7 protein-coding genes, 1 tRNA gene and 1 pseudogene are annotated in these 12,751 nt (G+C 66.5%); 7 read left to right on the top strand and 2 right to left on the bottom strand.

Annotation, left to right across the window (positions count from 1 at the left end; translation table 11 throughout):
- Position 1 precedes the first annotated feature (1 nt).
- A tRNA-Pro gene (locus KBY86_RS04575) sits at positions 2–75 on the bottom strand.
- A 67-nt stretch (positions 76–142) separates the two neighbouring features.
- Between KBY86_RS04575 and lipA the strand changes: the two are divergent.
- A pseudogene (gene lipA, locus KBY86_RS04580) lies at positions 143–1,015 on the top strand (lipoyl synthase); the annotation flags it as partial.
- A gap of 79 nt (positions 1,016–1,094) precedes the next feature.
- On the opposite strand, the gene gltB reads toward lipA, so the two are convergent.
- A complete protein-coding gene (gene gltB / locus KBY86_RS04585) occupies positions 1,095–5,690 on the bottom strand; it encodes a glutamate synthase large subunit (protein ID WP_255140366.1) in 4,596 nt (1,531 codons plus the stop codon).
- 126 nt (positions 5,691–5,816) lie between these two features.
- Between gltB and KBY86_RS04590 the strand changes: the two genes are divergently transcribed.
- From KBY86_RS04590 to tuf, 6 genes are all read left to right on the top strand, one after another.
- A complete protein-coding gene (locus KBY86_RS04590) occupies positions 5,817–7,775 on the top strand; it encodes a phosphodiester glycosidase family protein (RefSeq protein ID WP_255140367.1) in 1,959 nt (652 codons plus the stop codon).
- A gap of 187 nt (positions 7,776–7,962) precedes the next feature.
- A complete protein-coding gene (locus tag KBY86_RS04595; RefSeq protein ID WP_094514356.1) occupies positions 7,963–8,319 on the top strand; it encodes an AIR synthase in 357 nt (118 codons plus the stop codon).
- Positions 8,320–8,372: 53 nt separating this feature from the next.
- Positions 8,373–8,747 carry a 30S ribosomal protein S12 gene (gene rpsL / locus KBY86_RS04600; protein ID WP_094514358.1) on the top strand — a complete coding sequence of 125 codons (375 nt, stop codon included), beginning with the start codon at positions 8,373–8,375 and terminating at the stop codon, positions 8,745–8,747.
- 46 nt (positions 8,748–8,793) lie between these two features.
- Positions 8,794–9,264, top strand: coding sequence for a 30S ribosomal protein S7 (gene rpsG / locus KBY86_RS04605; protein WP_094514363.1), 471 nt, complete (start codon positions 8,794–8,796; stop codon positions 9,262–9,264).
- Between the two features lie 100 nt (positions 9,265–9,364).
- Positions 9,365–11,440 (top strand): elongation factor G, encoded by a 2,076-nt coding sequence (gene fusA, locus KBY86_RS04610; protein WP_094514365.1) that lies wholly within the window; start codon positions 9,365–9,367, stop codon positions 11,438–11,440.
- A 39-nt stretch (positions 11,441–11,479) separates the two neighbouring features.
- On the top strand, positions 11,480–12,709 hold the full coding sequence (tuf, locus tag KBY86_RS04615) for an elongation factor Tu (protein WP_094514369.1): 1,230 nt from the start codon (positions 11,480–11,482) through the stop codon (positions 12,707–12,709).
- Positions 12,710–12,751: the final 42 nt, after the last annotated feature.

The following is a 12,751-nucleotide window of genomic DNA, read 5'->3' on the forward strand; positions in this document are numbered from 1 at the left end:
GTCGGGATGACAGGATTCGAACCTGCGGCCCCTTCGTCCCGAACGAAGTGCGCTACCAAGCTGCGCTACATCCCGATGGGGAGAGGATAGGCGATCGCCGCTCCGGGGCCCCTAAATTCATGGGCTGTTCAGGCGTGGGTCCGTGTCGCAGCTCAAACCCGACTGGCTGCGCGTCAAAGCCCCGCAACGGGAGCGCATCGGCGCGGTTGCCGACCTGTTGGTCGACCTGAAGCTGAACACGGTCTGCCAGGAAGCCAGTTGCCCCAACATCGGCGAGTGCTTCGCCGGTGGCACGGCCACGTTCCTGATCATGGGGCCGGGCTGCACCCGCGCCTGCCCTTACTGCGACATCGATTTCGACCGAAGCGTGCGGGCGTTGGATCCCACCGAACCGGCACGGCTGGGCGAGGCCGTGGCGCGGCTGGGTCTGCAGCATGTGGTGATCACATCGGTGAACCGCGACGACCTCGACGACGGCGGCGCCAGCCAGTTTGTGGCCTGCATCGCCGCCGTGCGTCAGCGCTCCCCCGGCACCACCATCGAGCTGCTGATCCCCGACCTCTGCGGCAACTGGGAGGCCCTTGCCGCCGTCATGGCAGGTAAGCCTGAGGTGTTGAACCACAACATCGAAACGGTGCCGCGTCTGTACCGGCAGGTGCGTCCTCAGGGGGTGTACAGCCGCTCGCTGGAACTCCTGGCGCGGGTTCACGACCAATGGCCAGCCACGTACACCAAATCGGGCCTGATGGTGGGTCTGGGCGAAACCGACGCCGAAGTGCTCGACGTGCTCGCCGAGCTGCGCCAGCACCACGTCGACATCGTGACGATCGGCCAGTACCTCTCTCCAGGGCCGAAACACCTGGCCGTTCAGCGGTTCGTGGAGCCTGCCACCTTTGCAGCCTTCCGCCAGCAGGGCGAAGGGGAGCTGGGATTCCTGCAGGTGGTGAGCTCACCGCTCACCCGCAGCAGCTACCACGCCGGGGAGGTAAGGCGGCTGATGCGGGAACATCCACGCGGCGACGCCAACCTCGGCAAGGAAACCGGGGCTGGCGGTGCAGCACAGCCCCTGGTGGCAACGCTGAGCTAGTGGGGCCCTAGGCGGGCACCGTGACGCGGCCCTCAGCCAGACCGACGGTGGCCAGCTCACTGGGGGGAACGAGCACCTTGAAGCGGGGACGCCACTGAGGCCAGTTGGCAAGCACCTCGGCGGCCCGGCGGCTGCCGGTGAGCTCGAGGTGGGTCTCCAGCAATGGCTTGAGCAGTTGCTCCTGCTCGGGGGTGTCCAGCGGAACCATCGAAACGATCTCCGGGTTGAGCCGGGCGGCGAGTCCGTCGTGCTCGTCGAGCAGGAAGGCCACACCACCGGTCATCCCGGCGGCCACGTTGCGGCCGGTGCTGCCGAGAATCACCACCACGCCTCCGGTCATGTATTCGCAGGCGTGATCGCCGCTGCCTTCGACCACAGCGACCGCGCCGCTGTTGCGCACGGCGAAGCGCTCGCCCGCGCGGCCCAGCGCAAACAACTCGCCGCCGGTGGCGCCATAGAGGCAGGTGTTGCCCAGGATCACCTGGGCGCCGGGATCGGCCGCACCGGCAGGAGGCACCACCACGAGCCGCCCGCCGTTGATGCCCTTGCCGACGTAATCGTTGGCATCGCCCACCAGGGTGAGCTGCATGCCGCGCAACAGGAAGGCACCAAAGCTTTGGCCGGCCCCACCCTCAAAACGGAGATCGAGCAGGCCGTTGAACCCTTTGTTGCCGTGAAGCGCGGCGATTTCGCCTGCAACCCGCGCTCCCACACTGCGGTCGGTGGTGAGGATCCGCAGCTGGCGCTGGATCTGGCCATGGCCTTCGATCGCCGCCAGCACCTCCGCGTCCTGCAACAGGGTGTCTTCGAGGATGGGGCCATTGCCGTGCGCGATCGCCTCGTGCTGCAGCCAGGAACGGTCGCCGGCGTGGGGAACCGTGTCCAGCAGGCAGGAGAGGTCCACCGAGCTGGTCTTGACCAGCTGCACCGCGCGGCGCTGGAGCAGGTCGTTGCGGCCGATCAGTTCCTCCAGCCGCGCCACGCCCAGCACGCTGAGCAACTGGCGCACTTCCTCGGCCACGTAGGCGAAGAAATTCACCACGTGTTCGGGGATGCCAGTGAAGCGCTTGCGCAGCGCCTCCTTCTGGCTGGCCACACCCACGGGGCAATTGTTGGTGTGGCAGACGCGGGCCATGATGCAGCCCTCGGCAATCATGGCCACCGAGCCGAAGCCGAATTCCTCGGCACCGAGCAGGGCGGCCATCACCACGTCCCAACCGGTCTTGAGGCCGCCGTCGGCACGCAGCAGCACCCGGTCGCGCAACCCGTTGGCCAGCAGGCTGCGGTGCACTTCCGACAGACCCAGCTCCCAGGGGCTGCCGGCGTGCTTGATCGAACTCAGCGGCGAGGCACCCGTGCCTCCGTCGTGGCCGGAGATCTGGATCACATCGGCATTGGCCTTGGCCACACCGGCGGCGATGGTGCCGATGCCGATCTCAGACACGAGCTTCACCGACACTTTCGCGGCCGGATGCACCTGGTGAAGGTCGTGGATCAGCTGGGCCAGATCCTCAATGGAATAGATGTCGTGGTGCGGCGGCGGTGAGATCAGGGCGACGCCGGGTTTGCTGTTGCGCAGCCAGGCGATGTAGGCATCCACCTTGGGGCCGGGCAGCTGGCCGCCCTCGCCGGGCTTGGCGCCCTGGGCCACCTTGATCTCCAGCTGGGTACCGCTGCGCAGATACTCCGGCGTGACACCGAAGCGGCCGGAAGCGATCTGCTTGATGGCGGAGCAGGCTGTGTCGCCGTTGCGCAGGCCACCGATGGTGGGAAGGGTGGGGGAATGGCCGCCGGCGTCGACGTCGTGGAGCGGGTGATAGCGGGCGGGATCCTCGCCCCCTTCGCCACTGTTGCTCTTGCCGCCGATCCGGTTCATCGCCACCGCCAGCACTTCGTGGGCCTCACGCGAGAGGGCCCCGAGGCTCATGCCACCGGTACAGAAACGGGAGCAGATGCTTTCGGCGCTCTCCACCTGATCAAGGGGCAGCGGCTGGAGGGCGGGGGTGAGCTCGAGCAGGTCGCGCAGGGAGGTGACCGGACGGTTCTCCAGCAGGGTGCGGTAGGTGGAGAAGTGGTCGTAGCCGGGGCCCGCCGCCACGGCGGCATGGAGGGCCTTGGCCATCTCCGGGCTGTTGAGATGGAATTCGCCGCCGGTGCGGTATTGAACGAAGCCCATGAACTCCAGCTTGGTGCGATGGAGTTCGGGGAAGGCCTTGGCGTGGAAGGTGAGGGTTTCGCTGGCGAGATCCGCCAGGGTGAGGCCCGCCACCCGGCTGGTGGTGCCACGGAATGCCAGCTCGATCAGGTCGGCGCCGATGCCGATCGCCTCAAAGATCTGAGCCCCGTGATAGCTGGCCAGCATCGAGATGCCGATCTTGGAGAGGATCTTGCGAAGACCGGCCTCCAGCGCCTGGCGCACATTCGCCTGGGCTGCAGCGGCATCGATGGCGGGCAGCCGCCCCCGCTCGATCAGAGAGATGGTCTTGGGCAGCTGCAGCCAGTGGCGCGTGGTTTCCCAGGTGAGCCAGGGGCACACAGCACTGGCACCGAAGCCGATCAGGCAGGCCAGGTGATGGGTGCTCCAGCACTGAGCGGTGTCCACCACCAGGGAGCAATGCAGCCGCAGGCCCAGACCCAGCAGGTGGTGGTGCACCGCACCCACAGCCAGCAATGGCGGGATGTGGGAAGTGGTGGGCGAAATGCCAGCGCCGCAGCGGTCGGAGAGCACCAGGATTTCGGCCTGGTTTCGCACGGCCTGCTCTGCCTCCTGGCAGAGCCTCTGCACCGCATCGCCGAGGCCGGCCGGCCCCGCTTCCACCGGCAACAGGGTGGAGAGGGTGATGGTGGCCAGGCCCTGCTCCGGCAGTGCCTTGAGCTCCGCCTCATTGAGCAGCGGCGACTGCAGATGCAGCACCGAGGCAGAACCGGGCTCGGGCCGCAGCGGTGAGCCCCGGCGGCCGAGGTGCATCTCCAGGCTCATCACCAACTCTTCCCGCAGGGGATCGATCGGCGGGTTGGTGACCTGGGCGAAGCGTTGCTTGAAGTAGTCGTAAAGGAGGTGGGGCTTGGAGGACAGCACCGCCAGGGGGATGTCGTCGCCCATGCAATACGTGGGCTCCTTGCCCTGGCCAGCCATGTCCTCGATCACCAGATCGAAGTCTTCGGCGGTGAAGCCGAAAGCGGTCTGGTGCTGCAGCAGGTCGAGGGCCCCCAGGCTCGTCTCGGTGATCCAGGGCCGGCTGTCGAGCGAGCGGCGGTGCTCCAGCAGCCAGGCGCCGTAGGGATGGCGGGCCGCCACTTCCTCCTTCACCTGCCAGTTGCGCAACAGGCGGCCCTGCTCGAGATCGACGGCGAGCATCTGACCGGGGCCGAGACGGCCCTTTTCGATGATGCGGCTTTCGTCGATCTCCAGGACGCCGGTTTCCGATCCCATCGCCACCAGGCCGTCGCTGGTGATGCAGTAGCGGGCGGGGCGCAGACCGTTGCGATCGAGCGTGGCACCCACGCTGCGGCCATCGCTGAACACCAGCAGGGCCGGGCCATCCCAGGGTTCCTGCACACAGGCGGAATAGTCGTAGAAGGCCTGGATCGCAGGCCGTGATTCCAGCTCCGGTTGCTGCCGGAACGCCTCGGGCACGAGCGTGAGCAGGCTGTCGGTGATCGGCCGACCGCTGCGCACCATGAGCTCGAGCATGGCGTCGAGGTTGGCGGAATCGCTGAAGGCGGCGTTGACCACCGGCTTGAGGTCGTTGGCGGCGTCGCCCCAGATCGCATCGAGGTGCGACTGGGCAGCGTGAGCCCAGTTGATGTTGCCCAGCAGGGTGTTGATCTCACCGTTGTGACCCAGCAGGCGCATTGGCTGCGCCAGGGGCCAGCGCGGCAACGTGTTGGTGCTGAAGCGGCGGTGGTACACGGCGAAGCTCACCGCGAAGCGTGGATCGCGCAGGTCGGCGTAGAACGCCGGCAGCACCTCGGAGCGCACCATGCCCTTGTAGACGACCGTGCGGCTGCTGAAGGAGGCGAAGTAGAGATCGCTGGGGCCGGGGCCCCAGGCTTCCCGCACCAGATCCCCGACGCGGCGGCGGCAACGGAAGAGCAGGGCTTCGAGCGCATCGCCAGCCACCTCGCCTTCCACGAGCCACTGCTCGATCGCGGGGGCGGTCTGGCGGGCCAGTGGGCCGAGCACCTCAGGCGCTACAGGCACCTCACGCCAGCCGATGCTGCGCAGGCCCAGGCCGGCGGCCGCCTGCTCACAGAAGGCGCGTGCCACGGCTCGGCGCTCCGCCTCGGCGGGCAGGAACAGCATCGCCAGACCGCGGGGCCGACCGTGTTCGCTGCGGGCGGCGGGCCAGACCGCTTCCAGGTAGGGCCAGGGGATGCCACAGAGGATGCCGGCGCCGTCCCCGGAATCGCCGTCGCCACCGCAGCCACCGCGGTGCTCCATGCAGTGGAGACCATGCAGGGCCTGGGCGAGCAGAGCATGACTCGCCTCGCCGCTGAGCTGGGCCAGAAAGCCAACGCCGCAGGCATCGCGCTCGCCCGCCACGGCCTCAGGCGCCGGACTGTCGCAATGGGGCCAGACGGGACGGGAGAAGTGAGGCATAACCCAGGAGAGACCTGCGGTGACCGGCGGCAAACCCGAACTGCGGGATTGACCGCTCCTTGAGGAAGGGGAACTCTAGAGACAGGCCCACGGGGTTAGCGTTCACCACCAACGGAAGCTGGCCTGATGCCGAGGCCTTCGCCATTGCCGCTGTTCCGCCGTCGTGCCAGGCGGGAAGCCGTTGCTGGGTCTGGCGCCATCCAGGTGAGCGGCGGCCTGAGGCGTGTGCTGCTGCTGGGCAGCGCGTTCGTCAGCGGCAGCCTTTGCGCCGCACCGCTGCTCATCGCTCCGGGAGCGGGGGCGCAGAACCGGTGGCCGCCGCCCGTTCCGCCGCCCCCGGCCCTCGAACCTCAGCGCCTGCCGCAACGGTTCGGCAAAGGATCCACCGTTGAGACCGGCCAGCGCCTGGAGATCAACGGCCGCCGGCAGACGGCTCGCTGGGAGCAGCGGGGCTCCGCCAGCCGGGGGGATCTGGAGCTGTGGCTGCCCCTGGAAGTGCTGGAGGGCCAGCTGGGCTTCACCAGCCGCTCGTCCACACAGGGAGGCCTGGAACTCGAGTGGTTCGGCCGCACGCTGCTGGTGCCTGCCGGGGCTCAGCGCAGCCTCGACGACGAGGTGGCCGTGGATGTGAGCCGCCTGCTGCTGGATGCCGGCGTGAGCTGGCAGCGGCAGGAGCGAGGCACCCTGCGGCTGGAACTGCCGGCGGCCACGCTGGAGCAGATCCGGGTGTCCTCGCCGGGGGCGATCGCCAGCTCGGGCGTACGGCGTGTGGTGCTCGATCTCAGCGGCCCGGCATTCGTGCGGCGAGAGGCTGGCGAACTGCAGATGGCGCTGCGCAGCACCCCGGCCCAGCTGGCCCAGCTGCAATCCCTCGGCCTGCAGGCGCGCCCCGGCAGCGACGGCCTGACGATCGCCTTGCCGGCCAGCGGACCCGGGGCCGTGCTCACCCTGGGCGGGCCGGCCCGCGTGGTGCTTGATCTGGCCGGTGCTGCGCCGGGTCCGGTGCGCGCCACCGCGCCAAGCACCGCCCAGCTGCAGGCCCTGCTCAACAAGGGCATCACCGTGGAGCGACAGGTGCGCGCCCTCGGCAACCGACGCATGCTGGTGAACAGCGTGCGGCTCGATCCCCGCCGCAGCCCCGTGGAGCTGCGCTTGCTCACCAGCGCCGAGGGGATGGAAGGCCTCACCTCCCTTCCTCAGCTGGCAGGGCAGGAACAGGCCCTGGTGGCCATCAACGGCGGGTTCTTCAACCGGGTGCGGCGTCTGCCCCTGGGAGCCCTCAAAGACGACGGGCGCTGGCTTTCAGGACCGATCCTCAACCGGGGGGCCATGGGCTGGCAGGACGGCGCCGTACCGCAGTTCGGCTGGCTGAGCCTCACGGAATGGGTGAGTGACGGCAGCGGCCAGCGCCTGCCGGTGATGGCCCTCAACAGTGGCTATGTGCAGCGAGGCCTGGCGCGCTACACCGCTGAATGGGGGCGAAGCTATCGGGCGATCAGCGGCGGGGAAACGGCCCTGCTGCTCAACGGCAGCGTGGTGCGGCAGCAGTTCAACAGTGCCCAGCTGGAACAGGGCATCGCTCTTGGCCCCGAGGACGTGCTGCTGGTGGGGCGGGGCGGGGTTGTGCCGCCGTGGGACGTGGGCAGCCGGTTGAGCCTGAGCAGCCAGCCGACCCATCCGCTCGGCCAGAGCCGCTCGGTGCTCGGGGGTGGTCCGCTGCTGCTGCTGAACGGGCGCACCGTGCTCAATGGCAGCGCCGAAGGCTTCAGCGCCGCTTTCCTGCAGCAGGGGGCGCCCCGCACGGTGATCGCCAGCGATGGCTCTCAGATCTGGCTCCTCACCCTCCAGGGGGTCGAGCATGCGGGGCCCACCCTGCGGGAAACGGCCCAGCTCCTGCAGCAGCTGGGCCTGCGCGATGCGCTCAACCTCGATGGCGGCAGCTCCACCGGCCTGATGCTCTCCGGCACCCTGTCGGTGCAGGGCCGAGGGGTGGCCGCCCGCATCCACAACGGCCTGGGTCTGGTGCCTCGTGACCCCTCTCGCGCCGCCGACGCCTCAGAGGGCTCCACAGCCAGCTCCCCCTGAGACCGCTGCCTAACGGCGAGCTGTTGCGTAACGGTGGGCTGCTGCTGAACGCGGGCTTACCGCATACCCGCAGGCTCCGGTCTGGAACCTGCATGCGGCGCGGAAGCCTCCCATGGCCGGACAGCTCGGCAGGGTCGGGGCGCTGCCAGAGTGAAGGCCACCAGGCCATCCTTGCTGAGTTCTCCCAATGCCCCGAGGCCTCACCGTGCAGCTGACGCCGGCAGCCGCCGCCGAACTCGGTCGCCAGGCCGCTGTGGCCGGCACGCCGGGGCTGATGCACCTCGATCTGGTGGAGGGCACCTGCGAGCAGTGGGTGATCCGCCTGCGTCCGGGGCATCTGGCCGGCACCCCTGTGGCCCGTGCCGATGGCCTCACCCTGCATGCACCCGCCGACCAGATCGGCCAGCTGGCCGGCCTGAGCCTTGATTACCGCGGCGATCTCAGCGGTGGCGGGTTTCTGATCCGGCCGGGCGAGGGGGTGGCGTGCTGCCCGTGCGGAGCCGCCTTCAGCCGTCAAGGGCGTCGGGGTGCCACGACAAAGTAAGGTGGCGGATTGTGGAAAACGGTCGGACGTCCGACCCATCTCTCCGGCCCTCAATGCCCACGATCCAGCAGCTGATCCGCTCCGAGCGGCAACGCCTCACCCGCAAGACCAAATCCCCAGCGCTGCGGGCCTGCCCCGAGCGCCGTGGTGTGTGCACCCGCGTGTACACCTCCACGCCGAAGAAGCCCAACTCGGCGCTTCGCAAGGTGGCCCGCGTGCGGCTCACCTCCGGCTTTGAGGTCACCGCCTACATCCCCGGCATCGGCCACAACCTGCAGGAGCACTCCGTCGTGCTGATCCGCGGCGGTCGGGTCAAGGATCTGCCCGGGGTCCGCTACCACATCATCCGCGGCACCCTCGACACCTCCGGTGTGAAGGATCGCCGCCAGAGCCGCTCCAAGTACGGCGCCAAGGCTCCCAAGGCCTGAGTCCTGCCTCTTCGTTTCCCTTTCCCGCTTCCCTCTCCTCAGGTTTATGTCACGCCGCAACGCTGCCGAGAAGCGCCCGGTTCTCCCCGACCCCCAGTTCAACAGCAGGCTGGCAACCATGGTTGTGGCCCGGCTGATGAAGCACGGCAAAAAGTCCACCGCACAGCGGATTCTTTCTGATGCCTTCGGGCTGATCAGCGAGCGCACCGGCGCCGACGCGCTGGAAGTGTTCGAAACCGCCGTGCGCAATGCCACCCCCCTGGTTGAAGTGCGCGCCCGCCGCGTTGGTGGCGCCACCTACCAGGTGCCGATGGAAGTGCGGCAGGAGCGGGGCACCGCCATGGCTCTCCGCTGGCTGGTCAACTTCTCGCGCGCCCGCAACGGCCGCAGCATGGCCCAGAAGCTGGCAGGTGAACTCATGGACGCGGCCAACGAAGCCGGCAGCGCGGTGCGCAAGCGCGAGGAAACCCACAAGATGGCAGAAGCGAACAAAGCCTTCGCCCACTACCGCTACTGAGTTCACCGGCTCTGCCTGGATCGCGGAATCCCGGCACACCAGAGCTAACCCTTACACTTACTCCGCATTTTTGTCGATCACCCTTCGGAGACCTCAGCTCGTGGCCCGCGCCTACCCCCTGGAACGCGTCAGAAATATCGGGATTGCCGCCCACATCGACGCGGGCAAAACCACCACCACCGAGCGGATTCTCTTCTACTCAGGTGTCGTCCACAAGATGGGCGAGGTGCACGATGGCGCCGCCGTCACCGACTGGATGGAGCAGGAGCGGGAGCGCGGCATCACCATCACTGCGGCGGCCATTTCCACCAGCTGGAAGGACAACCGCATCAATATCATCGATACCCCCGGCCACGTCGACTTCACGATTGAAGTGGAGCGGTCGATGCGGGTTCTCGATGGGGTGGTGGCTGTGTTCTGCGCCGTGGGTGGCGTCCAGCCCCAGTCCGAAACCGTGTGGCGGCAGGCCGATCGCTACAACGTGCCCCGCATCGTGTTCGTCAACAAGATGGACCGCACGGGTGCCAACTTCCTGAAGGTCTACGACCAGATCAAGGACCGCCTGAAGGCCAACGCGGCACCGATCCAGCTGCCGATCGGAGCAGAAGGAGAACTCAAGGGCATCATCGACCTGGTGCGCCAGAAGGCGATCATCTACACGAACGATCTCGGCACCGACATCCTCGAGGGAGACATCCCCGACGACATGAAGGAAGAAGCCGCACTCTGGCGCGGCAAGCTCATGGAATCGGTGGCCGAAACCGATGAGGAGCTCCTCGACAGTTACCTTGAAAACGGCGAACTCACCGACGAGCAGCTGGTCAAGGGCATTCGCGTCGGCGTGGTGAAGCACGGCCTGGTGCCGATGCTCTGCGGATCCGCCTTCAAGAACAAAGGGGTGCAACTGGTGCTCGACGCAGTCGTCGACTACCTACCTGCACCGGTGGACGTTCCGCCGATCACCGGCCTGCTGCCCGATGGCACCGAGTCCAACCGTCCCTGCGACGACAATGCTCCCTTCAGCGCACTGGCCTTCAAGGTGATGGCCGACCCCTACGGCAAACTCACCTTCGTGAGGATGTATTCCGGGGTGCTGCAGAAGGGCAGCTATGTGATGAACAGCACCAAAGACAAGAAGGAGCGGATCTCCCGCCTGATCCTGCTCAAAGCAGACGATCGCGAAGAAGTTGACGAACTGCGCGCTGGTGATCTCGGGGCCGTTCTCGGCCTCAAGGACACCACCACCGGCGACACGCTCTGCGTGGAGAGTGCGCCCATCATTCTGGAATCCCTGTTCATCCCAGAACCGGTGATCTCGGTGGCGGTGGAGCCGAAGACCAAGGGCGACATGGAGAAACTCTCCAAAGCACTGCAATCCCTCTCTGAGGAAGATCCCACCTTCCGCGTTTCCACCGACCCCGAAACGGGCCAGACCGTGATCGCCGGCATGGGCGAGCTTCACCTGGAAATCCTGGTGGATCGCATGCTGAGGGAGTTCAAGGTGGAAGCCAACATCGGCGCTCCGCAGGTGTCTTACCGCGAAACGATCCGCGGCAAGGCCAAAGGTGAAGGCAAATTCGCCCGCCAGACCGGCGGTAAAGGCCAGTACGGCCATGTGGTGATCGAAATGGAGCCGGGTGAGCCCGGTTCCGGCTTTGAGTTCGTCAACAAGATCGTCGGCGGCATCGTGCCGAAGGAATACATCGGTCCTGCCGAAAACGGCATGAAGGAAACCTGCCAGTCCGGCGTGATTGCCGGTTTCCCGATGATCGATGTGAAGGTCACCATGGTGGACGGGTCCTACCACGATGTCGACTCTTCGGAGATGGCTTTCAAGATCGCTGGTTCGATGGCCTTCAAGGACGGCGTCAAGAAGTGCAATCCTGTACTCCTTGAGCCGATGATGAAGGTGGAAGTCGAAATCCCCGAGGACTACCTCGGTTCGGTGATCGGCGACCTCTCCTCACGTCGCGGGCAGGTCGAAGGCCAGTCCATCGACAACGGACAATCCAAAGTCCAAACCAAGGTGCCCCTGGCCGAGATGTTCGGCTACGCCACCCAGCTCCGATCCATGACCCAGGGTCGGGGTATTTTCTCGATGGAGTTCAGCCATTACGAGGAAGTTCCTCGCAATGTGGCTGAGGCCATCATCTCCAAGAATCAGGGCAATTCCTGATCTCTCACCCCCAACCAACACCCCCGATTCTTTCCTTCAATGGCTCGCGAGAAGTTTCAGAGGAACAAACCTCACGTCAACATCGGCACCATCGGCCACGTTGACCACGGCAAAACCACCCTCACCGCCGCCATCACCAACGTGCTGGCATCCCTTGGCCAAGCGAAAGCTCAGGCCTATGACGACATCGACGGTGCTCCTGAGGAGAAGGAACGGGGCATCACCATCAATACCGCCCACGTCGAGTACGAGACAGAAGGCCGTCACTACGCCCACGTCGACTGCCCGGGTCACGCGGACTACGTGAAGAACATGATCACGGGTGCCGCCCAGATGGACGGCGCCATCCTGGTGGTGGCCGCCACCGATGGCCCCATGGCCCAGACCAAGGAGCACATCCTGCTGGCCAAGCAGGTGGGCGTGCCCGCCCTGGTGGTGTTCCTGAACAAGAAGGACATGGTCGACGACGAGGAAATCCTCGAGCTCGTCGAACTGGAAATGCGTGAGCTGCTCAGCAGCTACGACTTCCCGGGTGACGACATCCCCATCGTGGCCGGCTCCGCTCTGAAGGCTCTCGAGTTCATCCAAGGGGGCGGCAAAGGCAACCGGGGTGACAACGAATGGGTCGACAAGATCCTTGACCTCATGGACGCGGTGGATGAATCCATCCCCGAACCCGAGCGCGAAATCGACAAGCCCTTCCTGATGGCTGTCGAAGACGTGTTCTCGATCACCGGTCGTGGCACCGTGGCCACTGGCCGGATCGAGCGCGGCAAGGTGAAAGTGGGCGAAACCGTTCAGATCGTCGGCATCAAGGACACCCGCGAAACCACCGTCACCGGGGTCGAGATGTTCCGCAAGCTGCTCGACGAAGGCATGGCGGGCGACAACGTCGGTCTGCTGCTGCGCGGCATTCAGAAGGAAGACATCGAACGCGGGATGGTGCTGGTCAAGCCCAACTCGATCAAGCCCCACACCAAGTTCGAAGGTGAGGTCTACGTCCTGAAGAAGGAAGAAGGCGGCCGTCACACCCCCTTCTTCGCCGGCTATCGCCCGCAGTTCTACATCCGCACCACCGACGTGACCGGCCAGATCACGGCCTTCACCGCCGACGACGGCACCAACGTGGAGATGGTGATGCCCGGTGACCGCATCAAGATGTCCGCCGAGCTGATCTGCCCGGTGGCGATTGAGCAGGGCATGCGCTTCGCCATCCGCGAAGGCGGCCGCACCATTGGTGCGGGCGTGGTGTCCAAGATCGTGGAATGATCCTGATCTAGGGTCTTGGCCTTGGGGGGCGTGCCTGCGCGC

This window comes from Synechococcus sp. Lug-A, assembly GCF_024345655.1.
Taxonomy (GTDB): domain Bacteria; phylum Cyanobacteriota; class Cyanobacteriia; order PCC-6307; family Cyanobiaceae; genus MW101C3.